We start from the raw sequence: 24,421 nt of genomic DNA on the forward strand, positions 1-24,421 counted from the left end.
GATCGACGTCCTGGAGATCCGCGACCCCTCCCCGTCCTCGGGGAGTCCGAGGAAGCCCGGCGGGGCCGGCGCCTGGCGCTGCTGCAGACCGCGCTCCTGGAGCACGCCGCCGCGCACAACCTCCGCACCGTCATGACCTTCCACCAGAAGGTCGAAGAGGCCCAGGCCTTCGCGGACAAGCTCCCGAAGACCGCAGCCGAGCTGTACGTCAACGACGCCACCGATGAGGACCTGGCCGCCGCCGACAAGCTCCCCGCGTCCTCCATCGACGCGGCCTTCTACGAGCTGGAGGCCGGCCGCCACGTACCCCCGGACCGCGTGTGGGCGGCGTGGCTGTGCGGCGACCACACCGTCGCCGAACGGCGCGAGAAGATCCTCCAGTTCGCCAACGGCATCGACGCGGCCGGCCGCCGGGTCCACCGCGCCTTCCTCGCCTCCGTACGCGTACTCGGTGAAGGCGTCGACATCACCGGCGAGCGCGGCGTGGAGGCCGTCTGCTTCGCCGACACCCGCGGCTCGCAGGTGGAGATCGTGCAGAACATCGGCCGCGCGCTCCGGCTCAACAAGGACGGCTCCACCAAGGTCGCCAGGATCATCGTGCCGGTCTTCCTGGAGCCCGACGAGGACCCGACGGACATGGTCGCCAGCGCCAGCTTCCGCCCGCTCGTAGCGGTCCTCCAGGGCCTGCGCTCCCACGACGAGCGCATGGTCGAACAGCTCGCCTCCCGTGCCCTCACCAGCGGCAAGCGCAAGGTCCACCTCCAGCGCGACGAGGACGGGCGGATCGTCGGGGCCGGCGGCGAGAGCGACGGCGACGACCAGGAGCAGGATGACACCGACGCCGCTGCCGAGTCCGCGCTGCTGCACTTCTCCAGCCCGCGCGACACCGCGACCATCGCCGCTTTCCTGCGGACCCGGGTCTACCGGCCCGAGGCCCTCGTGTGGCTGACGGGCTACCAGGCCCTCATCCGCTGGCGGAAGGAGAACCAGATCACCGGCATCTACGCCGTGCCCTACGACGTTGAGGTCGAGGTCGGGGTCACGAAGGATTTTCCCCTCGGGCGGTGGGTGCACCAGCAGCGCAAGGCCCTGCGGGCCGGGGAGCTGGAGGAGCGGCGTAAGACGCTGCTGGACGCGCCGGAGGCCGGGATGGTCTGGGAGCCGGGCGAAGAGGCGTGGGAGGCCAAGCTGGCCGCCCTGCGGTCCTACCGGCGGGCGACCGGACACCTTGCTCCACGTCAGGACGCGGTGTGGGGCGAGGGCGAAACGATGGTGCCCGTAGGACAGCACATGGCCAACCTCCGGCGGAAGGGCGGCCTCGGCAAAGACCCGAAGCGGGCCGCTGACCGCGCGGAGCAGCTGACGGCGATCGACCCGGACTGGGACTGCCCCTGGCCGCTGAGCTGGCAGCGGCACTACCGGGTACTCGCCGACCTGGTCGACGCCGACGGCCACCTGCCCTACATCGCGCCGGGCGTCGTCTACGACGGCGACGACATCGGCATTTGGAGGTGGCGCCAGCAGGAGCCAGGCACCTGGGCACAGCTCCTGCCCGAACAGCGCGAGCGGCTGACCAAGCTGGGCGTGCGGGGCGCCACCCTCCCCCTGGCTGCCGCTGCCCCGACAGAGCTTGCTCCGGCGCCGGCCGACACGGCCAAGGGGCCGAGGAAGGCAGGGGGCAAGGCTGAGGCGGCGTTCCAGCGGGGCCTGACGGCCCTGACGCAGTGGGTGGAACGGGAAGGGCAGCGGCCCGTCCCGCGTGGCGCCGTCGTGGAGATCACGGTCGAAGACCAGGCGGAACCGGTCCCGGTGAAGCTGGGCGTGTGGCTCTCCAACACCAAGAGCCGACGGGACAAGCTCACCCCGGAGCAGCGCGCCGCCCTACGGGAGCTGGGCATCGACTGGGCTCTGTAAGACACATGTATAACGCTTCCTGAGTCTGGCGTGCAGGCCCGTCTGCCTGTAAAGATGCCCCTTCGTGATGGCGCGGACACTGGTGTGAGGAGCACGATGGTCGCACCCTTGGCGGTACGCAGGGCAAGCCGCTGGCAGGATGCCATCCGGCTGCTGCTGCTGATCGACGCGGCCGCCAAGCCGCCAGCCGAGGACGATGACGTACCAGCGGCAACTGTGGGCGTGGTCCGCACACAGGTCCGCCTACAGAAGTTGGATTTTTGGGTCCGCTACCCGGACTACCTGGCCTTCGAGCTGATGAACGAGTACGAGGCGGCTCCCGATGAGAGGGGGCTGCTCACCCTCGCTTCGGACATCCTGAGCTCCGAAGAGCCCGATCTGAGGCGCTTCCTCATGCTGCGCCATAAATTCGGCGCTTTCGAGGAACTGGATGACGCGCTTGCCCCACTCGTGGAGCGCGGTCTGATCCGCAAGACGCAAGTCCTTGGCAGGAGCGGTCAGAAGCGCGTCGTCGAGCACGTCTACTTCCTCCTCGAACGAGGCCGTGAGGTGACCCGGTCGCTAGTGCATGACGCCCCCGCGCTGGAGTGGTACATCCAGCGCACCCACCTGGTCGTGGCGCTGGTCGATGGGCTCGGCGGTACGCAGATCAAGAACCGGCAGTATCTGTTGAGCGACTACGCCGACACTCCGTGGAGGCAGTACATCTCTCCCATCACCGAGCAAGCCCGCGCCCGGCTGCGTCACCTGGAGGCTGCCGCCTCGATGCCGGTGTCCGATGTCGACCAGGAGGCCTCGTGACCGTGTCACCCGAGACAACCACTGCGGCGACCCCCGAGGTGCCGCGGGCCAGCGACATTCTGCAGAGTGTCGCCATGAAGCTGGGGGTGACTCCGGAGCAGGTGGAGCGGTCACTCGCGGAGGCCAACATCACCCTGAAGAGTCCGGCAGCGGCCGACCGCCGACTGCGGATGCTGCGCCTTCGGGTCCAAGGGGTGAAGCACTCGGGCGAGCCTTTCCGCGTGGAGCAGGACTTCTCGTCTGGCGTGTGGGCCGTCGTCCACCCTGACAACAGTGCGGGGAAGACGAGCATGCTGGAGTTCATGGTTTGGCCGCTTCGTGGAGAGCCTCGCGATCTGCCTTTGGACGTTCGCTCCTGGGTGCGGCATCTGAGCATGGACATCGCGGTAGCCGGACGCCCTATCCGGATCGTCCTGGATGTCGATCCCGACGCCCATCCCGCGCTGAGCGGGCGGATCCTCACCGCCGACACTCTGGAGCAGCTCCTGGCTGCCGACGACGGCGGGGACGGCCTGCGCCTGCTGGAGCAGGCTTCCGGAGCCGACGAGGTGGAGCGCAGCATCGGCGCCTTCTTCCTCGACTCGCTGAGGATGGGCCACACGAGCCTGTGGCAGGCGGGCGGAGGCGCCGACGGCGAAGGCGCCCCTCAGGTCCACGGGTGGGCCTCGTACTTCGGAGCGTGTTACCTCAACCCGGGGGGCGACGAGATCCTTCTCGGGGATGTCAACGCTGTAGGCCTATCCGCCCGACTCATGGAGCTCTTCGTCGACATCCCCTACAGCACCGTGCTCACTCAGCTGTCGGTCGCGGACAAGCGCGAGCGCAAGACCCTCGCTCAAGGAAAGCGCCGTGCGGAAGGAGACGCCGACGCCCGCAGGGCCGAGCGCACCGCGTGGCAGGAGCAACTGGAGCAGCTCTCCCAGCAGATCGCCGAACTTCGGGACGTGGCGAGCCGGGACGTGTCTCCCTTGCTCCAGGTCGCCGACCAGGCGGCAGCAAGCCTTCGGGACACGCAGAGTGTGCTCCATGAGGCCGAACAGAGCCTGACCGAGACGAACACGGCGCGGGTGCGCGCCGACCAGGCGCTGCTGGACGCCCGTGAGACCTGGCAGGCGCGGCGGGTGCTCGGCCGGCTCGATCCCGTGTGCTGTCCGCGATGCGAGGAGCCTCTCGATCGTGACCGCCGCCAACAGGAGCGCGAGGACGCCTCCTGCGCTGTGTGCACCCGGCCGCTGCCCGAGGTCGACGAAGAAACCGCCGAGCTGCTGCTGCAGGGCTTGGAGCAGCAGCTCGAGAGCGCGCGGGAGGCGGAGGACGCGGCGAGTCAGCAGCGCGACGCCGCAGCGGCCGCAGTGAACGCCGCGCTCACCGAGCAGCAGACGGCCGCGGCCGCGCTGCAGACAGCGCTGGCCACGTCGCAGAACCACGAGCGCCTTCGCCAGCTGGAACTTCAGGCGGCCGGCTTGAAAGGACGTCTCGCCGCCACCGGCTCCGGACGGGAAGAGCCGCCCGTTCCCGTGTCCGCCCAGATCCTGGAGGCCGTGACCGAGGCCGTACGAGAGGCCGTCGATGCAGCCGCCAAGCGGCTCTTCCCGGCGATGAATACCCAGATCGTCGAGCTGGCGACCCGGTTCGGAGTGCAGAACCTCGACAGCGTGCGGCTCGACCGCTCCGGTCGGGTCAACGCCGTCAAGGCCGGGGTAAAGACCTCATTCAAACGCCTCAGCCGCGGTGACCGGCTGCGCATGCGGATCGCCACGGTCATCGCGCTGCTCCGTGTCGGGGCGGACCGCGGCGTGACGGCGCACCCCGGTCTGCTGCTGATTGACTCCGTCGCCGCCGAGGAGGTCACCGAAGTACCGGCCCGGACCCTGATCGCGGAGCTGCAGGCCATCACCAAGGACCTACCGGACCTCCAGGTCGTGCTGACCACCGCCCAGCCCGAGCTTGTCAGCGATCTGCCTGCCGACCACCTCATCACTCGCAACAGTGAACACCTGTTCTAAGCTGCTCGCTTCCGGCACAGCCCAGCAGAAAGGAGAGGACAGTGTCTCCGAGCGTGGACCAGGCCCTCCAGGAATGGGCCAGCCGGGCGAGCGATGAAGAACTGGACGCCGGACCCCGGCTAGAGGACCTCGGCGGTGCAGACACGGTCGCGGCTGAGGCGGACTCGCTGGCTGCCGGCCCTCAGCTGCCGTACCTTCTCACCGCGCTGGCCCACGGCCTTGACACCATCCCGGCCGAGCAGGCTGCTCCGCTGCTCGCGGCTGCAGCTCGCGGCCTGCGCCATCCTCACTCGGCGTGGGTCCTCGCCGACGCGCTCGACGTCGTGTGCACCAAGCCGGGACTGGCCGCCCGCCTGGGCAACCGGATCGTACGAGATCTGGCCACGCTCGCAGAGGGCGCGCTGACCGGCGACTGTGACGCCGCCCTCGCCCAGCCGGCGATCACTGGCCTGCTGCGCCTGGCGGTAGCGGGAGGTTCCCCACACCGTCTGCTCGCCCTCCTCACCGAGATCACCGGCAGGGAGCCTGCCGACGCCCTGGAACGTCTGCCGATCCTGATCGGCATCACCCGCGACCACTTCGCCGACACCGGCCCCCTCCTCGACGTCCTCGGAATTCTGGAGAACCAGCCCGACCTGACTGCGGCGACCCGAGCCGACGCGAGCTTCGAACTTGCCCTGGCCGACGAGCGAACCGCGCTGGAGGCCGCCGACCGCGCCACCGCCGAGGAACAGCTGCGGCGAGCCCTGATGCGGTTCACCGAGCTCGACCGCACCCACGAGAGACGCCTCGACGCCCGCGCCCACGCCGCCGCCATCCAGGCCGTCCTCGCCTTCGCCGACCTCGAAAACGACCCGACGGGCGACAACAGCGCCCGGCAACGGCTCGCCGACGCCGCCTGCCAGTTGGACGCCACAGCCGCACACCTCACTGCCTGGACCGGCCGCATGCACCAGCTCGACTGGCTCAGCGCCCGCAGCCTGACCCAAAGCGCTTGGTCGAAGCTCGTCACCACACTCAACACCGCACAGGCACACCTGGACCAGCCCAGCTGGTACAACCCCGCCGACGCCCTGCACGACCTCCTGCAGGTCTACCTGACCAGCCGCAGCATCCAGTCCGCCACCCATGGCTCCCTGGGGCTTACGGCGCTGATCAGCCCGGCAGTAGAGGCGCCGTTCGTGCGCAGCCAAGGCCTGCTGCACCAGCTGGAGCTGGCTCTCACCCACGACCCTCAGTTCACCGACCACCCGGACGCCCAGACCCTGTATGACGCTGTGCGCCAGCGACGCAAGCAGTCGGCTGGTGAGCCGCCACGACCGGAGGCGGTGCCGGGAAAAGCGTTGGAAGGCCGACCCGCACTTGCCGCCCTCTTCCGTTCTGACGCCACCGGCCTACGCGAGGACGTCGACCCTCACCAGCTCGACCGGCTCGAGCAACTCGCCCACCTACTCACCAAGGGCTACACCCCCACCGGCAACGCCCGCGTGGACACCCACTTGGAAAACCTGCTCGACATCCTGACAACCAGCCCAGCTTGGAAGCCAGCCGATAGCCACTACTTCACCCCCTGCTGGAGCACTTCCTGCGCTTCCTCTACGACCGGTTCGATGCCCAGGCCAACCTCTACGGTGAGCGCACCGCCTACCTCGGGCCGGCACGCAAGAACACCGACGGCACCGCTGAGGCTTGGAACGAGAAGCACCTCCAAGACGACTTCCATCAACACATCAGCCCCCTGTTTCCCCCTGGCACCGTGACGCGGGAGAAGTGGGACGTCGCTGGCGGACGGGCAGACGTCATCTACACGCCCGACCCCGCTAGCCGCTTCGTCGCCGAGATCAAGTGGCGCACCACGCGGTGGAAGACCCAGGACGTGGTTGAGCGGGACTACCTCGCTCAGGCCGCCAATTACACCGCCACCGGCCCGCCCTTCGCCCTGCTCCTCGTCGGCGATGCCAGCGACCACTCAGCCGGATACCGCGACATCGAAGACAGCATATGGATCATCCGGCATGCCCGGAGCGCCACGGAGATCCCCCGGCTGATCGTGACCGGTGTCCTTCCGACCACACGACCTACCCCGAGCGCTCTACGCGTAGGGCGCACGGCCGGGCCAGCAGGCCGGTGAAGCTCTTCGGCAGCGGCTCCTGCTGGGCCACCGGGCGGGATCGGGCAGCCGCGTCCGGTGATGACAACCCTGCCTAGCCGGGGTGACCTGCGGAACGCCATGGAACACGCCGACCTCGACGACCCAGTCTTCAGCCAGCACATCGTCGAGCGCTGACGCTACGTCAACGACTCAGCTTGTCGTTTATCGTCCAGGGTCGAACGTGACTCGCCCAGGGTGGAGACGAACTTGGCGTACATCGCCTTCACATACGCCTCGGTGACGTCGTCGCCGGTCTCGATGGCCTTGGTCCGGGCGCCGGCGAGCAGGACGCGCAGGGCGTCCAGGAAGTTCTCCGTGGCGCCGGAGGTCCAGGATTCGTGGATGACCGGCGGGGCGTCCAGAAGGCCGTACTTGGGCCCGGCCAGGCGCAGCAGCAGGCGCAGGGTGGATTCGGTGACCCACAGCGGGCCCGGTTCGTCGCGGTCGCCGAGGGGGTTGGGCAGGTCGCGGTGGTTCCAGGCGGGTGGGGTGATCAGGTGGACGCCGGCGCGTTTGCGGTCGTGGAGGCCGTCGGTGGAGTGCTCCAGCTTGCCGATCGGCAGCCACGTCTTCATCGCCGAGAGGTAGGCGGCGTTCACGTCCAGGGCGGTGACGTGGAGGGTGCCGTCGGGGTGGCGGCGAAAGTCGGGGTGACGCCAGTTCGGGCGGGCCTCCCAGATCAGGTCCGGGTCGCCCTTCTTCGGCTTGTGCAGGACCTCCGGCAGCGCCGGGTAGGCGGTGTAGTCGTAGCGGGCGTTGGCGCGGGTTTCGTCGAACAGGGCCATCACGTCGGGGATGGCGCGCTTGATCAGCGCGGCGGTCGCGGCGTCGGCATCGCCTTCGGTCTTGTCGAGTTCGGTGCGCACCGCGCGGACGATGAGCTGCTCGGTGTCCGCCTGGGCGCGGGCGGCGGAGCGGGCGCGGCGCTGGGACTGGTGACGCTGCGCGTTCTGCGCCGCCAGCGCGGCCGGACTCGTCCCCTCCGCCGGTTCCGGGGCCGGTGCAGGCTCGGAGGCCGCGGAGGTGGTCGGCGTCGGAGCGGCGGCAGTCGGTGCGGCGACCGGTGACGCCGGGGCGGCGGCGGGGGTCGGGCAGAAGCCGCCCGGGTGCAGGGAACGGCCGTCGGTCGCCTTGTAGGGGGTGGGGGCGCCGCAGCGCAGACACGGCGCCATCTCGCCCTGCACCACCAGGCCGTCGGGGCCGAAGGCGCTGTGCGCCTCGGCGAACACCGGCGCCTGCGTGGCGGGGGCGGCGGCGTGCGGAGACGCGGGCTGGGGGTGAGGGGCGGCCGCCGAGATGGCGGCGGGCTCAGCGGTGTCAGCCAGTTGGGTGGCCATGCCGTCCAGGAGCTTGGCGTAGGCGGCGCGGGTGGTTCCCTGGGGTTCGCTGCGGCCGCTCTCCCATCCGGCCACCGTCGAGCGGGCGACCGAGAGGGCTTGGGCGACCTCGGTGCGCGTCAGCCCGTAGGCGGTGCGCAGACGTTCCCGTTCGGCGGGTTCGGGCAGTTCGGTGCGGCGCGGTCCGGACTGCAGGAGGGCGTCGATGGGGTCGGGCTGGGGCGGCATGGCGTCGGATTTCCCTTTCGGCTCGTCAGGCCTGGTCCGTCGGGGAGAGGGGGTGCGGGGCGGCGTCGAGGAAGGCGCGCAGGTGCTGGCCGGTGAGGATACGGGCCGGGTTGCGTCCCGGTGGCAGCGGCAGGCGCTGGCCCAGGGCCCATTGGAAGCGGGCGGCCGGGGCGAGGTCGAAGGTGTATTTGCCGCCGTGCGTCTCATCCGCGGTGTGGCCGCGGATTTCGAAGGCGCCGACGCAGACCCCGCCGTCGACGAAGGCCAGCAGGAAATCGCCGTGCTGGGCGACGGTCTGGTGTGCGTAGCGCCACCAGCGGGAAGCGCCCTGCTCGACGCTCTGGCCGGCGCGCAGTGACTGTCGGACGTCCACGGCGAGCATGTCGCCCCCTAACTGGGATTTAAAAAGCGAACAAAGCTATCGTAGCGCAGTTCAGCGCTTTTTATCGATGCTTAAAGTTGGTCCGGGATCCGGCGTCAGCCTCGTCCGTCCCGTGCACCGCGCGTCTGGGGCGGCAGCGGTCTGCCTGCCGCGGGCGGGTGCAGGGCCTGCATCGCCTCGAGGGTGTCGAGGACGCGGTGGTCGCAGTGCTGCAGCAAGTGTTCAAGGTCTGCGGACAGCTCGGCGTGGTGCACGAGCACCACGTCCACCCGGGGCGTACGGTGCATGGATCAGCGCCTCCCAGCCGCCGGTCATCAGGTGGGCCCGCAGGACGGTCAGCTGACCGCCGGGCCATTCCCGCGCCGCGTGATACGCGGCATCGGACAGCGCTGCTGCCGCCGTCCGGCGAGCAGGCCAGCGCCCGGGCGGAACGGACTCCAGGGCCGCGAGAAGGTCGTGCCGCACCAGGCGCTTCCCGCCGGGCACGGTCGGATGGACCACAACGCGCCCCACCGCGGGATCATGGGAGCACAACGCCGTCCGAGTGAAACGCACATCGTCGGTGCGGTCCACCACCACCGTGACCGGAGGCCGCCCCGGTGTCCGCAATGCATCCCGGGACAGCGGCCGGTGACCCCGGACACTGCACAGCAGCACCTCGACTTCCGTCTCCCCCAGCATGTTGATCGTGCTCACGGCCTGTCCTCTGCACCTCGTGAGCTGCCTCGTCCTGCACAGGTGCTGTGTGAGCGGCAGGCGCTGTGGCACAGATGCGGGTGCCCGGCCAGGGCTGGGCAAATGTGGGGCGCGCTCTCGTTGCGACCCACGAGCGTGACGGGTGACGGGGATATGACGAAAGGTGCGCCCGTCATGCGAAGCGGCTGAAGGCCCAGCGCAGCAGTTCCCGGTCGACGCGGGGGCGGCCGGTGCGGGCCAGGGCAGTGCGAATGTGGGCGGTCAGCTGGGCCCGGGCGCGGAAGTTGCCGTGTGCGGCGTGGCTGTCGGCGAAGGTGATGTCGTCCGGGTCGGCGTCGGCCCAGATCGGGTGGAACAGCGGGATGACGTCGAGGACCTCGCTGGGGGTGAGGCGGGTGAAGTGCTGCCAGATGAAGATGCGGGAGGAGAGCATCGGTTCGCGGCGCAGCACGGTGTGGCAGCCCTCGCCGCCGACGAAGATGATCGCGAGCTGGGTGGAGGGTTCGTCCCACAGGTAGCGGAAGTATTCGAATGCCTCGCCGTTGAGCCACTGGGCCTCGTCGACGAGGAAGGTGCGGGGGCGTTCGGCCAGGGCGGTCTTCAGCAGGCGGTCGAATTCGCTGGGGTGGCGCGGTGGCTCGCCGGCCAGGTCGAGCGCGGTGAACAGTTCGTAGCGCACCGCTCGGGCGGTGGGCCGGGCCCGGAAGGTGATCTTGCGGACGTCCTCGCCGGGTTCGAGTTCGCGCAGGCAGGTGTTGACAGCGAGGGTCTTGCCGAAGCCGGCGCCGCCGTGGGTGCACATCATCGCGCGGGCGGCGACGGTGTCAGTGATGTTCTCGCGGGCGGTGAGCAGGGCGCGGGTGGTGACCACGGAGGCGTCGGGCAGGTCGACGTACTGGTAGGTGGCCGCGGTCACGAGGAGTCTCCGTCTTCGTCGATGGTGGAAGGTGCGCCCCGCCCGCCCGGGCCGTCCGGGGCGAAAGCGCCGTCACGGCCGGACGGGCGGGTCTGGTGTGGTCAGCGCGGCCAGGGAAGCCGGGGTGCGCCAGTCGGCCGGGGGCGCGGCGTGCGGGATGAGGTCCGGCATCGCGAGCTGCGCGAGGTCGGAGTCGGCACTCTGGGCGAGTTCAGCCTCGGCCTGCGCGCCGGTCAGCGCGCCGAGCCGCTGAGGTGCCTCGGGCTGGTTCACGGCGGCGTAGCGCTCGCGCTGGGAAGCCTCCAGGTCCTTCTTCAGGCGGCGTGCGCGAGCGGACCGCGCCCTTCGTACGGCGCTGATCTGTTCGTCGGTGGCCTGGTCGGCCAGGTCCGCGGGGCCCAGGTAGCGGCCGGTGGCGGCGTGGTAGACCTCGATGCGGTGGTCGTGGTGGGGCATGAAGCGGATACGGACCCGGATCCCGGCCTGGCCGGTCATCCACGGCCCCACGTAGTCGCGTTTCCTGAAGCGGATGCCGCGGGTGGTCAGCGTGCGGACGCCGGCGTCCTCCAGGGTGAACGTCCACAGATCCGCGGCCGGCACGTCCCGCAGCGGGGTGGGATCGTCCTGCCACGCCTGAAGCGGAGTCCTGCCCCGCAACGGCGCCGGGCGGTGCTCGGTGTTCCACCAGAGCGTCCAGGCCAGAAGCTGGGTGGTGAAGTCCTCGAATCCCAGCAGCACTTCGTTCTTCGGCCGGGCAGCCCGTTTGCCGGGGCGCGGCTGGCGGGCGTAGCCGGGCAGCGCGGCCAGGAACATGCTCTCCACCGCCCGGTTCAGGCCCTCCACGGTGCCCTTGAGGTGAGGGGTGTAGGCGGGCAGGTCCTCCACGGTGACGTCCAGGAGGTCGAACGCGGCGGTCACCGTCCGGGACAGGAAGTCCTTGCCGCGGCCCACCCGCGCCTTCTCAGGCACGCCGCCGAACGGGCCGTAGGGTTCCTCACGCAGGACCGCGGAGCGCAGCGCGGCCAGCACCGACTCTCGCGACGGATCCCCCGGCGTCACCGCGATGCCGGTGATCGCGTTGGTGGCGCAGTCGGTGAACCAGGTGATCCACGGCCTGCGGGCCTTGCCGTCGACAACGACCAGCACCGGGGCCTGCATGTGGTCGGTCTCCCACACCTGGTTGCGCCAGCCCCGCGGCCTGGCCAGGAACACATCGTGCTTGCGCGCCGCCCGCTCGCCACCGGCGAGCCCGGCCCACTCCCCCGGCGTCAGATCACGGCGGATCGCCCGGTGCAGCGTCGTCAGCGACGGTGCGTTGGCAGGCGGAGACTGCCTGGCAGCACGCAGGACCAGTTCGCGGTGGACCGCCCGCACGTTCCCCTTCCACAGCGCCAACAGTCCACGGACCTCGGGCGTGACCGTGAACCTCGCATCGATCTGGGAGCGTGCACCGGGGTTGGCGGCCGCGGTCTCATCGCTCTGAGCGGTGGCCAGCCAGCGCCACACCGTGCGCTCCGCGACTCCCAGCGCGTCCGCGGCCACCCGTACATGGACTGCTGTCAGCTTCTTCCCTGCCCGCAGCGCAAGCAGCCGCCGCACGGCCGGACCGCGCAGCGCCGTCCTCGACGCCGCAGGCAGTCCGCCGTCTGGGCGGATGGCGTCGCCGTCCTTCATGTCAGCTCCCCTCACGCGGGTGCGACGTCGCGTGCTTGCCGGTGGCCGGGAGCATGCGATCGCCCTTGCGTCTCTTGCAGGAGCGCTCCGTTCACAGTGGCGGCACGACCCGCTTGAACAGCCGCCTCAGCAAGGCCCGGTCGACGGATGCATCAGCGGTGGTGAGCAGCGCGTTCTGCAGGTGCACAGTCAAAGCGGCCCACGTGCGGAACGTGCCGTGCGCGCACGACCGGTCGATCCACATCAGGTCCGGGGCCGGTACGGTGCGCCACAGCGGATGGAAGCCGGTCACCACGGTCGCCGCTTCCGCTCGTGGAACCTCCTGCCAAGCGCCGATACGCGAGGCCAGCTGCGGCAGCCGGGACAGCGCCGCTCGCTGCCCGCCCCGTACAGCACCAGCGTGATCCGGGTGCCGGGGTGGTCCCACAGGCTCTGCAGGTACTCCAAACACGGCACGGGCAGGCGCTGTGCCTCATCGACCAACAGCACCCGCGCCTCACTCAAGGCCCCCGTGACTGCGGCGTCGCCCAGCGCCGACGTGTGCGGGAAGCGGCCCGCCAGTGCCAGCGCTTCGAACACCGCACGTCTCATGCCGGCCACCGACGGACGTACCGGTACTGGCACCCACGTCACCTCCCAGCCCGGGGGCACTTCGCGAAGCGCCATCCGCACGGCGACGGTCTTGCCCCGGCCCGGGTCACCGAACACACACCGCGCCCGCCGTCGCCATCGCCTGCCCGACCGCCTCGGTCACCGCCCGCACCGACGACGTCCGCACCAGCTGCGCACCCGCCGGCAACGCCACACCCTCCAGCGCACCGTTCTCCCCCACCGGCAAGCTCCCGGTCGCCTCTGGTACAAGACGCGGCAACCGGCGCGCAGCCACTTTCGCCGCACCTTTCTCACTCGATCCGGCCAGGGCCAGGTCAGCCAGTGCCTGCCGCGTTTGCTGTTCTTCGCGCTCCCGCCGCGCCACCGCGCGGTCCGGCAGGACCCTGCCGGACCGAAGGTCCCGGCGCACCGCCCGGTGCAACGACGCCAGGGAAGGCACCTCGCCCCCGGCCGCCTTCAGATGCCGGTGCAGCGCCGCAACATTCCCGCCCGCCTGAGCCAGCACCTCCCACATCTGGTCAGACAACTCCAGCCGGACCCGCGGCCTGCGCTCCACGCGGCCCTCCGTCCGCGCCGCATCCAGCCAGCGCCACACCGTGCGCACATTCACCCCGCCGACCTGCGCGCCCGCACACACATGCGCCGTCGTCAACGTCCCAGCCGCCTCCAGCTCCAGCAGCCGCGCCACCAGCACCGGCCTGGACACCCGAAGCCCCGCCGTGACCTCACCCCACACGCCCGGCTCCCCCACCCCGGCCCCTTCCGCCCGCGCAAAACCGACACGGACCACCGTGCCGCCGCGCAGCCCTCGAAAGGTTCAGAAGTGCCGTTCTCAAGACAGCGGAGCGGAGCGGGGTGTACCGCCCCATGACAGCCGCGCCCCCGCATACACCGCCCCACGGCAGCGACCCCGCCCTTGCTCAGCATCCCACCAGCGAAAACACCAAGTTCTGGCATGCCGTCACTGACACCCACCCACCGACACCAAACCAGCACATCGCAGTCAGCGCGGCAACCGGCGACGCCGGAAACGAGCAGAACGCGTCGGGTCAGCCCGTGACAGTGCCGGCCGAGCCCTTCGCCCGTCGCTCAGAATCATCCGGAAGGTCGGACGTGTGATCTGCGGCCCACTGCGCCAGCGTGCGGCCCGGCCTGCCCAGGACCCGCTCGGCGTCGGGCAGAACCTCGGGCGGCTCTTCCGCGTACTCGGCCTGGTAGCCCAGCAGGTATTCAGCGATGTCCCACGGTATCCCGGCCGTGATGTATGCGGCGCGGGCCTGGCCGTACGTCAACGGCTCGAAACTCAGCGGCCTGCCCAGCCCCTGCGCGATCGCCGCGGCTTGCTCCCGGTGCGTGAGCTGCTGTGGCCCACTCAGCCAGTACGCGTGCCCGGCGTGGCCGTCCGAAAGGGGCGCGGCAGCAGCCACTTCGGCGATGTCCGCCTCGTGGACGGGGACACCGAGCGCGTCGGGGAAGGCGCTGCGCACCACGCTCTCCGCGCGGATCGCCGCGCCCCGCAGATCCAGCTTGTTACTGGCGAACTCGCCCGGCCGGATGTGCGTCCGCTCCAGAGCTGAGGCTTCGATGACCTCCTCGGCGTCGCGCAGCATTTCGTAGCTGCCCGGCCGCCGCACGGTGACCGCGAGGCCAAAGAGGTCGACGATGCGCCGGGCCCCCGCGCCCGCGGCCAGCTCCACGAAGGCACGGGCCTGTTGTACCGCACGGTCCGGGTCGAGTACTCCCGACAGGTAATAGACGCCATCCACTTCGTCGCGTGCCGCCGCGGCTCCTGCGAGTTCGGTGAGGTTGCCTGCCACCGCCTCAACGGCATCAGGAAGCTGAGCATCTCCTGGGTTCCTGGTCAGGGCCCGCACTCGCTGTCCGGCCCCGAGCAGCCGGTCGACCAGGACGCGGCCGACGGTTCCGGTCGCGCCAGTTACGAGAACGGTCATGGACCCCCCTTCGTGGTGGGGAGCGAACTCGTCGGTGGGCGGCCGACGACAGGCCCGCGCGGCTCTTGTGCGCACATCTCATCTGGTGGACCAGCACGGTGGCCCAGCGCGGGTGCGTACGATCACGGAAATGGAAGCACTCGCCCGGCGCCTGGTCCCCGATGAGATGTGGGCGGCGGCAGAGCCGCTCCTGCCGGCCCTGCCGCCGCGGCCCCAGGGCGGCGGCAGGGCCGCGGCTGACGCGCGCCAGGTCATGGTCGCGGTCGTCTACGTGGTCACCAGTGGCTGCGCGTGGCAGCATTTGCCTTCCTCGTTCGGCATCAGCGTGCCGACGGCCCACCGCTGGTTCACCCGCTGGAGCGGCACACATCTGTGGCAGAACCTGAGCGAGGCGACGTCCCACACCCGGCGCTCGCCGCCTGGCCCCAAACGATCCACAAGTGTGCGGTAAGCCGCTTCTACCACTGAGGAACTCACCAGACGAGACATAGCGCCGATTCCAGTACGCGTCACGGGCAGACTAGTGTGGTGCGCCGGAAATCGCGGGCTGAAGTCTGTCCCTGGTTTCCGGTGGCGGGTGGGGTGATCTTGGTGAGGTGGCCGGCGAGAGAGTGAAGGATCTGGTCGGCAGTCTGGGTCCAGGTGAAGGGCCGCGGGTTCTCGCCCACCGGCTCGTCCTGGATCGACCAGGTCGAGCGGTGGTTCGGCCTGCTCACCGACAAACTCATCCGCCGCGGCGTCCACACTCCGTGAGGGCGCTGGAGAACGGCATCAAGGCCTGGACCGACACGTGGAAGCGGCAGTCCCATGCTCCTGCCGGTGCCGGAGTCGCTGTGTATGGCCCGGCGCGGGCCCGGCCGGCCGCGCCGTCGCCCGGACCGGGTGCGCGGCGACAAGGCGTACTCCAGCCGCGACAGCCGCGCCCGCCTGCGCCGCCGGGGCATCAAGGCGACGATCGCCGAGCCGGACGACCAGCGGGCCAGCCGCCGCAGCCGTGGCCAAGACGGCGGCCGGCCGTCTGCTTTCGGCAAGGTGCGGTACCGGCGGCGCAGCGCGGCCGAGCGCTGCGTCAGCAAGTGGAGACAGTTGCGGGCAGCGGCCAGCCGCTACGACAAGCGCGACTACATCTTCAACGGCACCCGCACCGTCACCGCGATCGTCATCCGGCTGCGCGACACTGTCAAGAGCCGTCAGAAGCGCCCTGACCAGCGGCGGACGAGCGCGATCAGGGAAGGTCCTCCGCGGAAGCACCACAGGGCGATGACCGGATCGCAGATGGCGCACGCCAGGGATACGTCGTGGGAGAACGGCAGGATCGGATTGCCCTTGAGGTGGTGGGCCATGTCCCATGCGGTGTGGAGCAGCCATCCGATGCCGATGAAGGCCCAGGACTCCAGGCCGCGGTAGGCAACGTAGGCCATGAGCGCGACGAACGGGAGCTCCCACGGGCCGAATCCGCCCCCGCTGAGGTATGCGGCGCCGGCTCCGCCCACCATGATCGCGTTGAAGCGGCGCCGGTGCGGTTCTTTGATCAGGGACATCAGCAGGCAGTAGAGGATGCCGACGATCACCGGTGAGACAAGGTTCATGAGGGCATCACTTCTTCCGGCTGGGCGCGGGCCGTATCGACGCGGTCGAGCTGTCGCAGCGCGAGCAGCCCGCCGGCGCCCGGGACGATGGCCAGGACCTTGGCGGCGGCCGGGGCCTGCTTGAGGCGCCAGGTCGCGATCACGACGAACAGGTAGGCGCAGCCATGGGTGGGGCCCGTCAAGGATGAAATGGGCTTGAGGTGGACGGTGAACACGTTGGCCAGCATCACGGTCAGGGAGATCAGCTCGGCGTGAGCGGCGGTGCGCAGGTGGCGCGGAGGCCGGAGGGACATGGTCATACCCCCGTGGTGGAGCCGGGTCGGATGATCATCAGTACGGTGACGGTGGCCCACAGCAGGTTGAAGACGCCGGTGAGCAGGGCGAGACGGCCCGGTGCCGAGGGGGTGGCGCTGGCAACGGCGGGGCGGAACGCGTTGTCCGGGCCAGGGCGCGGTCCTGCGCGGGCAGGATCAGCAGGGCCAGGACGGCGGCGGCCGCCGCCGTCAGCAGGATCGAGGTGATCAGCCAGGTGTCGCCGAGGACGCCGAGGCTGCCGGCCGTGGCGAGGCCGAACAGGGGCACGGCGATGCCGATGTGCGCGTAGAGCCGGCAGATGCGGTGCAGTGTCCGCAGGGTCGTGCGGGCGTCGCCGTCGCCGAAGTCGCCGTGGGCGCGGCGCAGCGTCGCGGGAAACATGCTCGCGGCGACCGTGACCGGGCCGACGGCGACGATGGCGGCCAGGACGTGCAAGGACAGCAGGAGCTTGGTCACGCCTGGTGCTCCGGGGCAATCTGACGCTCGCCGGTGACCTTCGAAGACGGCAGGCGGCCGGCCTTGGAGGTGCCCTGGAGGGTGTCGCCGTCGACCGTCACGTCGAATGCCAGGTTCAGCCGCATGGGCTGGGTGACGGCCTGCTTCCAGGTGAGCCGGTCGCCGTCGAGGGTGAGGTCGCCGAGTGGTGTTTTCTCGCCGGCTCCGTGGGCGGCGCCGGTCAGGGTGCCGTCCTGCTCGCGGAGTTCGACCACGGCCTTGATCTTGCCGATGGGGGTGGAGACGGACAGGTTCCAGGTGCCTTCGACGGACATGCTGGTGTTCTTCCTGACTGTGCAAGGGGGACGGTGAGCGGCTGGCCTGCCAAGGGCCGAGGGCTCAGAAGGGGGTGGGCGTCGGGCCCTGGGCGCGCCAGACGGTGCCGCGCCGCTCGTGGCGCAAGAGCTCTTCGACGGCGTGCGCGACGCGGGGGCCGATCTCGCGCTCCAGCAGATACAGGCCCAGGTCGAGTCCGGAGGTGACGCCCGCGCCGGTGATCAGATCGCCGTCGTCCACGATGCGGGCGCGGACCGCGTGGGCGCCGGCGGCGTCCAGCATGTCGAGGCCCAGGTGATGGGTGGTGGCGTGGCGTCCCTCCAGCAGGCCTGCCAGGGCCAGGACGAGCGAGCCGCCGCAGACGGTGGCGACCGTGATGTCCGGAGCGTCCATGGCCTGCTTGAGGAGCGCGGGGAGCTCGGTGGTCAGCGTGCGGCCCAGCAGCACCGGGATGAATTCGTCCTGCTTCCGCTCGCCGGCCCCCGCCTCTTCTTCCGGGGCCTCGCCGGGTTCACCTACGCGGCCGGAGGCGCCGGGCACCACAAGCATGTCCGCGCGCTCCAGGTCGAGGACGCCCGTGGCGCGCAGTGTCAGTCCTCCGGTGCCGCTGGTCACCTCACGGGGGCCCTCCGCGCAGACCAGCTCGACGGTCACCGCGCCGTCGGACGCCGAGCCGCCGGCGTGCAGCACCTCGTAGGGGGCGATGGCATCGAGCGGGTCGAAGCCATCGAACAGGACGACCTGGATGTGCATGGATGTTCCTTCGGGGGCGTTTTCCATCGGACGCCCCGAAGTCAACCGGCTGTCGCCGTGATCGCCCAGTGGCACTAGTGACGGATTCCAACGGGATAATGCCAAGAGCTTCCAGGAGGCCCAGAACTGCAATGACAGAGAAATGACAGAGAGCTGCCCGGGCGCCGGTCCGGATCCGTCAAGCCGATGGGGAGGTACGTTCCGGCCATGCACACCGTTGCCGTTCTCGCGCTGGATCAGGTGATCCCGTTCGATCTGTCCACCCCGATCGAGGTCTTCTCCCGGACCCGCCTGCCCGACGGGCGGCCCGGCTACCAGGTCCGGGTGTGCGCCGAGCACGACGAGATCGACGCCGGAGCCTTCACTGTGCGCGCCCCCTGGGGTCTGGAGGGCCTCCAGGACGCGGACACGATCATCGTGCCGGGTGTCAGCGATCCCGCTGCGGCGCTGCCTCCCGCCGTGCGCGACGCACTGCGGTCGGCCGCTGCGGACGGCACGCGGATCGCCTCCATCTGCGCAGGCACCTTCCCCCTGGCTGCCACCGGGCTCCTCGACGGACTGCGCGTCACGACCCACTGGCGTGCGGCCGGGCTTTTGGCCGCCGCCCACCCGGACCTCGACGTCGACCCAGACGTCCTCTACGTCGACAACGGCCAGTTCCTCACCTCGGCCGGCGCTGCCGCGGGTATGGACCTGTGCCTGCACATGATCCGCCGTGACCACGGCTCGGCCGTCGCCGCCGACGCCGCCCGCCTGTCGGTGATGCCTCTCGAACGGGAGGGCGGACAGGCGCAGTTCATCGTCCACGACCACGCCCCCGCACCGCAGGGCTTTGGGCTTGAGGTGCTGCTCGCCTGGCTGCGGGAAAACCTGGCCCGCGACCTCACCCTCGCCGACATCGCCGAGCGGGCCGGGACCAGCACCCGAACCCTGATCCGGCGCTTTCGCGAGCAGACCGGCACCACCCCGCTCCAGTGGCTCCACCGGGCCCGCGTCCGCCAGGCGCAGCACCTGCTGGAAACCACGGAGCACTCCGTGGAGCGCATCGGCTACCAGGTCGGCTTCGGCTCACCCACCACCTTCCGTGACCGCTTCAAACGCACCACCGGCCTCAGCCCGCAGGCCTACCGGCGCGCGTTCAGCTGAACCGGTGGCTCGGAGCCGCCGCCGATCCGATTGCTGTGCTTGTTCCTCAACCACGGATCTGGCCGTCCGGTGACTCTCCGGAGCCACTGCCGGGCAGGGGGTCCGTCCTCCTCGTGGTCCTGAAAGCCTGTCCCCGGGTACGGACGTGCGTGATAGAGGCCGTGGGGATGAGTGGGCTGGTGCGGGCCGTCCCCCTTGGCCCCGGTGCCACCAGCTAACAGTGCACCCGGCTGACGTGGGCTCCGGCAAGCAGCCCTGTGATCAGCACCTGGACTCTGGAAGCACCTGGTGACGGCCCGTAAGGCCGGGAAGGCGACGTCTCCCAAGGCGGCCAGGACGGCGCTCTCTTCACCGGGAGTGGCCCTTACCCGTGCTCCTGCACACGGTTCGGCGAAGAAGCCGATGACGTCTTCCTGTCCCGAGGGGCGTTTCCGTCTTGGCTTCAGCGAATCGCTGCGCGGCATGGGAAGCTGAGATCGGATACAGGTATGTCTGTCACGCCTGCCCGCCGCCCACGGTTACGCCGTACCACCCGCCTCACCGCCCGGACCTCCACCAGGCCGGGGGCAGGCTCCGCCCCGCCGCCGGACACCTCCCCTGCCCCCGAGCCTGCTCCTGGGGGGCGTCCGGGGGGCATGGACTGGGCGCGCCGGGTCGAGTTGTTCACCGTCGTGGTAGCCGCTGTCGTGGCGGTGGCGGGTCTGTGGTACTCGAATGTGCAGACCAGGCAAGCCCATGAGCAGGCACAGCAGGCCAACTCCCAGGCGCGGGAGGACCGGGCGCCGGCCGAGGAAGGGCAGATCACCGACCGCTACACGGCGGCGGTGGGAAACCTCGGCGAGGACAAGATGGATGTGCGGTTGGGCGGCATCTACGCCTTGCAGCGGATCATGCAGGACTCCCGTCGCGACCAGCCCACCATCGCCAACGTCCTCGCCACCTACATCCGCACCCATGCCACCGAAGCGCCAAAGGGACTCCAGAGCATCCGGGGGCTCCCGGCCGACATCCAGGCTGCTTCTACCGTCCTCGTCGGCCGCGACGTGACCCGGGACGGCGCCTTCCGTCTGGTTCTTACCGGGGCCAAGCTCCCCGGCCTTGTCTCCGAAGGAACAGCCGAAACAGCGATGAACCTGCGCGGAGCGGACCTGACCGGCGCGGACCTGCGCGGAGCGGACCTCCTCGGAGCGGACCTGACCGCTGCGTACATGAACGGAGCGGACCTGAGCGGAGCGGATCTGCGCGGAGCGGATCTGCGCGGGGCGGATCTGCGCGGGGCGGACCTGACCGGAGCGCGCAAGATCGGTTTGAAACTGCGTCACGCGGAACTGTATGGCGTGAAGGGCCTGACGAGGAACGAGATCGACGCGGCCCGTGCTGACTAGGTGTGTTCGGAGTTCAACGTGACGAGCACGGGCTGCTTCCCGGAGCCCACGTCCGGCGGCTGCACGGGTAGCTGCCGGCAACACGGGGGCACGGCGGGGACACCCGTGATCATCGGACTTTCCAGCATGGCCGCACACCCATGCCTAACGCCGTCCGGTATCTCCGTGACGGGGTCGCAGAACGGCTACTTCTGCCCCGCGGGCACCAGATGGGCTCTGACCTGCTGCGCTCAGGAAGAGAAACACCTACTGAACCGGTGGCGCGTCAAGCCCACGGCCACCTGGGCAATCACCCGCGTCGCCGGGGGCAGTGGTACGGCGCCGGGGGCTCCGTGCCGGTCAGGGGGCCCGTCCTCCTCGTGGTCCTGAAAGCCTGCCCCCGGGTACGGACGTGCGTGATAGAGGCCGTGGGGATGAGTGGGCTGGTGCGGGCCGGCGGACGGGAGACGCTCGCGGAACTGTCGCGTTTCCGGACGGCTTTCTACGGGTGTCTGTCCGCGCGGGCTGATGCGTTCTCCGAGCTGACCGACGCGCTGCTGTGCGCGGACGGCCCGAGGCGGACACCGGCCGAACTGTCGCTGCTGGCCGGGCATCAGCGTGGCCAGGGCCCGCCGTACGGCGCTTGGCCCACGGCCGCCTGGAGACCGAGACCCTGCGTGGCCTGCTGGCTTCCCTGCCGATGCCGCGCTTCGGCGCCCGGATCGTGCTCGCCGTCGACGCGTCCCCGTGGCTGCGCTCGGACGCGGCCTGCTCGCCGGACCGGCTGTTCTGCCTGGTCCACGGCCGCAACGGCCGCTCATCGCACCACGTGGTGCCGGACCGGCCGTACTCGTCCGTCGTCACGCTCACCGCGGACCGCACCTCAGGGCCGCAGGTCCGGACGCGGTTCGGCCGGGGCCCGCCGACGACGCGGCGGCCGTCACCGCCGGCCAGCCGCCGGCGGTGGTCGGGCGGCTGGCCGCGTCCGGTCAGTGGCTGCGCGGCGACCGGGACATCCTGGTCGTGCTGGACGCGGGCTATGACGTGATGCGGCCGGCCTGGCTCCTGCGCGACCTGCCCGGCGAGCTGGTCGGGCGCCTGCGCTCGGAGCGCGCGCTGCGGCTGCCGAAGCCGCCGCGCATCTACGCTCCCGGGCCGGCCGCCCCGGCACGGCACGGTACGGTACGGTACGGTACGGCACGGAGTTCAGCCCGCCCCGCCCCGCCTCGTGGCCGGAGCCGTCGGCGGTCACGGTGAACGGCACGGCCCGCACGGCAAGGCCGAGGCCCGTGCCTGGGACCGGCTCCTCCCCCGCTTACAGCAGCGGTCCGCGCGGATCGGCCGCGACAGCGAACTGCCCGTCACCGAGGGCACGCTGATCCGGCTCCACGTCGCCCCCTGCCCGGCGACCGCGGCGCACCACCCGTGCAGAGAGCGGCAGGCTCACCCCGACGGCCCCGCCGCGGGCGCGGGCAGGCCGAGGACGAGGGCCTGGGCGGCCGGGGTGGTGCCGGTGACGGCGGGGACGGCGGCGTCCAGGGTGTGGCGCCGTCCCCGTTCGGGCCGGCCGGAGGCCGTACGGCCCGCGGCGTACGGCCGGTCCGGCTTGGACACGCTGCCTTCGACACCACCGAGCGCGCCTGTCCGGCCCAGCGCCTCGCCGAGGCCGGCGGTCGCCGGGACCGGGCGGATCCGCGGCGGCCCGCCCCCAGGAGTTCGAGCGGCTGTGCGCGCCGCTCGCGGTACGGCCGCGGTCGGAGATCCATGCGGTCACCGATGGCCAGGATGCCGAAAACGGCGACGTGAACGGTGCAAGCCGGCGCCCGGTTCCGGGCCGCGTCCGGCCCGGGCCTGCAGCCACCCGAAGAAGGCCTCCCCGTATCCGTGGCGGCCAGGGGCTCGCCGTCCAGGACGCGGTGCGGAAGTTCTCGCGCCGCCTCGGCGGCGTCGGCGACGGCCCGGGTCCTGTATCGGGTGACGCGTTGTTGCTTACGCCGTTGAGCAGGAGTGCCGGCGTCCGTACGTTCAGCAGTGCACTGGCAGGTTCACCGGTACGACTTCGAGACGTCCAGCCGATCCGTGACGGGGCCGCCGGCAGGCCGCCGTACGGACCTGGCGGCATGGGCTGCCGGTCTCGGTGTGCCCCACACATTCACAATCCCCGAGCATTCACACTAGGAAATGCGGGGTGCCGGCACGGACCCGGGGGCAGGCGGCGGGCCGGCGGAAGGCATCCGGATTTCCGCGGGCCGCCGGGAGGGCCAGCGGTTACGGGCCTGCCCTCCCGGAATCAGCGGCCACACCCCAGCCAGCCGCGTCCCCAACCTCTCCGGTCAACACAGCTAGGGCTTCCGGGGAAGAGCCCTCCCCCGCCCGGGCAGCTGCCCTCCCGGCGGCAGGTACCGCAGCTTTCCCCCGGCGTCGGTCACCGCCGTGAAGCCGGCCGCCCGGAGCATGGCGAGGTTCCTTTCCTTGTAGCGCCGGTTGACGACGACCCCGAGGGGCAGGAGGGCCATCATCACGGCCCAGCCGACGGCGACCACGACGAGAGCGGCGGGGTGCGCACGCAACCGGAAGGCGAGGGCCCCGGCCAGCAACGTGAACGCGACGCCCGCGAGCCACAGCATCTGCTTCTCGGTCAGTCTGGAGGCCAGGTCGTAGGCGATGCGCGCCTTGAAGAGCCGGACTGCCCCGGGGGCGAGGGGCGGCAACGCGCCGCCGTCGGCGGCGCCGGGATACCGCGCCCGGTTACGGGCGGCCCGCTCGCGGGCCTCCGGGCGGGGGTCGGGCTCGAGGGTCATCACATACCCGGCACCGCGCGGCCCGGCTCCTCGCCCCACGTGCACGTAGTCGTACCCGAACTGCTGGGCCAACGCGCCGAGCCGGGCGAGTTTGTCCATGGAAGCCATGGCGCTGGTGACCTGAACGGGCTCTTCGCCCGCCATCCGCCCCAGCATCTTCCGCACACTTCGCCTGCTCACCAGCGCCCCTCTCGTGCCTGCATTTCCTGCAATGCCATGAGAGCAGAGAACTTGGGCCGTTTCGGGCCCGGACGTCCGCAGGTTGTCCCGCGTCCGCAAGATCCGGGCTTCCGCTGCTGCCGAGCCTTGTGAAACGCCTGAAACGGGCCTGAGGTTCGCGGCGTACACGCTGGGTCGTGCTGCATCGCAGGTCACCACGCCAGCAGTCTGCCGGGTGTGCCCGTGCCCCTGGGTGCGGCGGCACCTGCGGGGGCTCCGTGTGCGGACCCGCACCGAAGTGTCCTGCGGCTTCGCAGTTCATGTCCCGGGCACCTCGCACACGCCGCGCCCCGCGGCGGCCCGACGTAGGCGCAGGCCCGAGGCTCCGACGCCAGGGCACCGGGAGGAGAGCCCCGCGGCCGCTGAGCTGCCAGCCGGCACCTCGCGCCGGGCCACGGCCGGCCCTCCTGGCCCGCCCGGACACCGGCCGCCGAGGCGTTCGAGGCGGCGGGGCGGGGCGCTGATACGGGCCGGTTCCGCCGGGGCGGTGCCCGGCGGAGCCGGCCCGTACGGCGTGTCAGGTGTGCCGCTTGGCCCACAGCGGGGTGACGGCGGCGAGCAGGACGGCGGCGATGCCGATCTGGAAGAGGTGGCGGATCCAGTCGATGCCGCCGGTGTCGCGCACGCCGAAGGCGGTGGCGAGCGCGTTGCCGGCGACGGCGCCGACCATGCCCAGGATGATCGTCAGCCACAGCGGAACGGGCTGCCGCCCGGGCAGGACCAGCTTGGCCAGCAGCCCGACGACGAGACCGGCGATGACGGCCCACAGGAACGACACGACGACTCCTTCTGC

At 70.8% G+C, this 24,421-nt stretch carries 24 protein-coding genes and 2 pseudogenes; 9 read left to right on the forward strand and 17 right to left on the reverse strand.

The window, feature by feature from the left end:
• The 5 genes and pseudogenes from ACEXOX_RS00005 to ACEXOX_RS00025 all read left to right on the forward strand — a co-directional run.
• A pseudogene (locus ACEXOX_RS00005) lies at positions 1 to 1,914 on the forward strand (Helicase associated domain protein); the annotation flags it as partial.
• A gap of 96 nt (positions 1,915 to 2,010) precedes the next feature.
• Entirely contained in the window at positions 2,011 to 2,715 is a 705-nt protein-coding gene (locus tag ACEXOX_RS00010; RefSeq protein WP_406518327.1) for a hypothetical protein, read from the forward strand.
• Positions 2,712 to 4,721 carry a hypothetical protein gene (locus tag ACEXOX_RS00015; protein WP_406518328.1) on the forward strand — a complete coding sequence of 670 codons (2,010 nt, stop codon included), beginning with the start codon at positions 2,712 to 2,714 and terminating at the stop codon, positions 4,719 to 4,721. Before ACEXOX_RS00010 ends, ACEXOX_RS00015 begins: the two co-directional genes overlap by 4 nt.
• Before the next feature lie 41 nt (positions 4,722 to 4,762).
• A complete protein-coding gene (locus tag ACEXOX_RS00020) occupies positions 4,763 to 6,481 on the forward strand; it encodes a hypothetical protein (RefSeq protein WP_406518329.1) in 1,719 nt (572 codons plus the stop codon).
• Positions 6,478 to 6,852 (forward strand): hypothetical protein, encoded by a 375-nt coding sequence (locus ACEXOX_RS00025; RefSeq protein ID WP_406518330.1) that lies wholly within the window; start codon positions 6,478 to 6,480, stop codon positions 6,850 to 6,852. The genes ACEXOX_RS00020 and ACEXOX_RS00025 overlap by 4 nt, the downstream gene beginning before the upstream one ends.
• Before the next feature lie 158 nt (positions 6,853 to 7,010).
• On the opposite strand, the gene ACEXOX_RS00030 is transcribed toward ACEXOX_RS00025, so the two are convergent.
• From ACEXOX_RS00030 to ACEXOX_RS00070, 9 genes are all read right to left on the reverse strand, one after another.
• Positions 7,011 to 8,438 (reverse strand): helix-turn-helix transcriptional regulator, encoded by a 1,428-nt coding sequence (locus ACEXOX_RS00030; protein WP_406518332.1) that lies wholly within the window; start codon positions 8,436 to 8,438, stop codon positions 7,011 to 7,013.
• 25 nt (positions 8,439 to 8,463) lie between these two features.
• Positions 8,464 to 8,820, reverse strand: a complete 357-nt coding sequence (locus ACEXOX_RS00035) for a hypothetical protein (RefSeq protein WP_406518333.1) — start codon at positions 8,818 to 8,820, stop codon at positions 8,464 to 8,466.
• A gap of 95 nt (positions 8,821 to 8,915) precedes the next feature.
• Positions 8,916 to 9,107, reverse strand: a complete 192-nt coding sequence (locus ACEXOX_RS00040; RefSeq protein ID WP_406518335.1) for a hypothetical protein — start codon at positions 9,105 to 9,107, stop codon at positions 8,916 to 8,918.
• A gap of 581 nt (positions 9,108 to 9,688) precedes the next feature.
• On the reverse strand, positions 9,689 to 10,432 hold the full coding sequence (locus ACEXOX_RS00045; protein WP_406518336.1) for an AAA family ATPase: 744 nt from the start codon (positions 10,430 to 10,432) through the stop codon (positions 9,689 to 9,691).
• A 72-nt stretch (positions 10,433 to 10,504) separates the two neighbouring features.
• Positions 10,505 to 12,031 (reverse strand): Mu transposase C-terminal domain-containing protein, encoded by a 1,527-nt coding sequence (locus tag ACEXOX_RS00050; protein ID WP_406526172.1) that lies wholly within the window; start codon positions 12,029 to 12,031, stop codon positions 10,505 to 10,507.
• Positions 12,032 to 12,197: 166 nt separating this feature from the next.
• Positions 12,198 to 12,401: a hypothetical protein gene (locus ACEXOX_RS00055; RefSeq protein WP_406518337.1), complete on the reverse strand. Its 204-nt coding sequence runs from the start codon at positions 12,399 to 12,401 to the stop codon at positions 12,198 to 12,200.
• The gene (locus ACEXOX_RS00060; protein ID WP_406518339.1) at positions 12,395 to 12,772 is read right to left on the reverse strand and encodes an ATP-binding protein; all 378 of its coding nucleotides are present in this window, start codon (positions 12,770 to 12,772) and stop codon (positions 12,395 to 12,397) included. Before ACEXOX_RS00060 ends, ACEXOX_RS00055 begins: the two co-directional genes overlap by 7 nt.
• Before the next feature lie 31 nt (positions 12,773 to 12,803).
• Positions 12,804 to 13,454, reverse strand: coding sequence for a hypothetical protein (locus tag ACEXOX_RS00065; RefSeq protein WP_406518340.1), 651 nt, complete (start codon positions 13,452 to 13,454; stop codon positions 12,804 to 12,806).
• 313 nt (positions 13,455 to 13,767) lie between these two features.
• On the reverse strand, positions 13,768 to 14,670 hold the full coding sequence (locus ACEXOX_RS00070; RefSeq protein WP_406518341.1) for an SDR family oxidoreductase: 903 nt from the start codon (positions 14,668 to 14,670) through the stop codon (positions 13,768 to 13,770).
• 130 nt (positions 14,671 to 14,800) lie between these two features.
• Between ACEXOX_RS00070 and ACEXOX_RS00075 the strand changes: the two genes are divergently transcribed.
• A complete protein-coding gene (locus ACEXOX_RS00075; RefSeq protein WP_406518342.1) occupies positions 14,801 to 15,121 on the forward strand; it encodes a transposase in 321 nt (106 codons plus the stop codon).
• Between the two features lie 739 nt (positions 15,122 to 15,860).
• On the opposite strand, the gene ACEXOX_RS00080 is transcribed toward ACEXOX_RS00075, so the two are convergent.
• The 5 genes and pseudogenes from ACEXOX_RS00080 to ACEXOX_RS00100 form a co-directional block, all read right to left on the reverse strand.
• Entirely contained in the window at positions 15,861 to 16,259 is a 399-nt protein-coding gene (locus ACEXOX_RS00080; RefSeq protein WP_406518343.1) for a DUF6010 family protein, read from the reverse strand.
• Positions 16,256 to 16,558, reverse strand: coding sequence for a DUF3817 domain-containing protein (locus tag ACEXOX_RS00085; RefSeq protein ID WP_406518344.1), 303 nt, complete (start codon positions 16,556 to 16,558; stop codon positions 16,256 to 16,258). The genes ACEXOX_RS00080 and ACEXOX_RS00085 overlap by 4 nt, the downstream gene beginning before the upstream one ends.
• A pseudogene (locus ACEXOX_RS00090) lies at positions 16,555 to 17,030 on the reverse strand (DUF2269 family protein). Before ACEXOX_RS00090 ends, ACEXOX_RS00085 begins: the two are co-directional and overlap by 4 nt.
• The gene (locus ACEXOX_RS00095; protein WP_406518345.1) at positions 17,027 to 17,344 is read right to left on the reverse strand and encodes a hypothetical protein; all 318 of its coding nucleotides are present in this window, start codon (positions 17,342 to 17,344) and stop codon (positions 17,027 to 17,029) included. Before ACEXOX_RS00095 ends, ACEXOX_RS00090 begins: the two are co-directional and overlap by 4 nt.
• Positions 17,345 to 17,408: 64 nt before the next feature.
• Complete coding sequence (locus tag ACEXOX_RS00100; protein WP_406518346.1) at positions 17,409 to 18,098, reverse strand: DJ-1/PfpI family protein; 690 nt, start codon at positions 18,096 to 18,098, stop codon at positions 17,409 to 17,411.
• Between the two features lie 207 nt (positions 18,099 to 18,305).
• Between ACEXOX_RS00100 and ACEXOX_RS00105 the strand changes: the two genes are divergently transcribed.
• The 3 genes from ACEXOX_RS00105 to ACEXOX_RS00115 all read left to right on the forward strand — a co-directional run bounded on the left by ACEXOX_RS00105 (position 18,306) and on the right by ACEXOX_RS00115 (position 21,656).
• On the forward strand, positions 18,306 to 19,244 hold the full coding sequence (locus tag ACEXOX_RS00105; protein WP_406518347.1) for a GlxA family transcriptional regulator: 939 nt from the start codon (positions 18,306 to 18,308) through the stop codon (positions 19,242 to 19,244).
• Positions 19,245 to 19,879: 635 nt separating this feature from the next.
• Entirely contained in the window at positions 19,880 to 20,629 is a 750-nt protein-coding gene (locus ACEXOX_RS00110; RefSeq protein WP_406518348.1) for a pentapeptide repeat-containing protein, read from the forward strand.
• Positions 20,630 to 21,251: 622 nt separating this feature from the next.
• Complete coding sequence (locus ACEXOX_RS00115; protein WP_406518349.1) at positions 21,252 to 21,656, forward strand: transposase; 405 nt, start codon at positions 21,252 to 21,254, stop codon at positions 21,654 to 21,656.
• 395 nt (positions 21,657 to 22,051) lie between these two features.
• Here the strand turns inward: ACEXOX_RS00115 and ACEXOX_RS00120 are convergent, their stop codons facing one another.
• The 3 genes from ACEXOX_RS00120 to ACEXOX_RS00130 form a co-directional block, all read right to left on the reverse strand.
• On the reverse strand, positions 22,052 to 22,222 hold the full coding sequence (locus ACEXOX_RS00120; protein ID WP_406518350.1) for a hypothetical protein: 171 nt from the start codon (positions 22,220 to 22,222) through the stop codon (positions 22,052 to 22,054).
• A 728-nt stretch (positions 22,223 to 22,950) separates the two neighbouring features.
• Entirely contained in the window at positions 22,951 to 23,589 is a 639-nt protein-coding gene (locus ACEXOX_RS00125) for a hypothetical protein (protein ID WP_406518351.1), read from the reverse strand.
• A 556-nt stretch (positions 23,590 to 24,145) separates the two neighbouring features.
• The gene (locus ACEXOX_RS00130; protein ID WP_406518352.1) at positions 24,146 to 24,406 is read right to left on the reverse strand and encodes a GlsB/YeaQ/YmgE family stress response membrane protein; all 261 of its coding nucleotides are present in this window, start codon (positions 24,404 to 24,406) and stop codon (positions 24,146 to 24,148) included.
• Positions 24,407 to 24,421 lie beyond the last annotated feature (15 nt).

It is taken from the genome of Streptomyces sp. Ac-502 (assembly GCF_045222935.1).
In the GTDB taxonomy this organism is placed as follows: domain Bacteria; phylum Actinomycetota; class Actinomycetes; order Streptomycetales; family Streptomycetaceae; genus Streptomyces; species Streptomyces monomycini.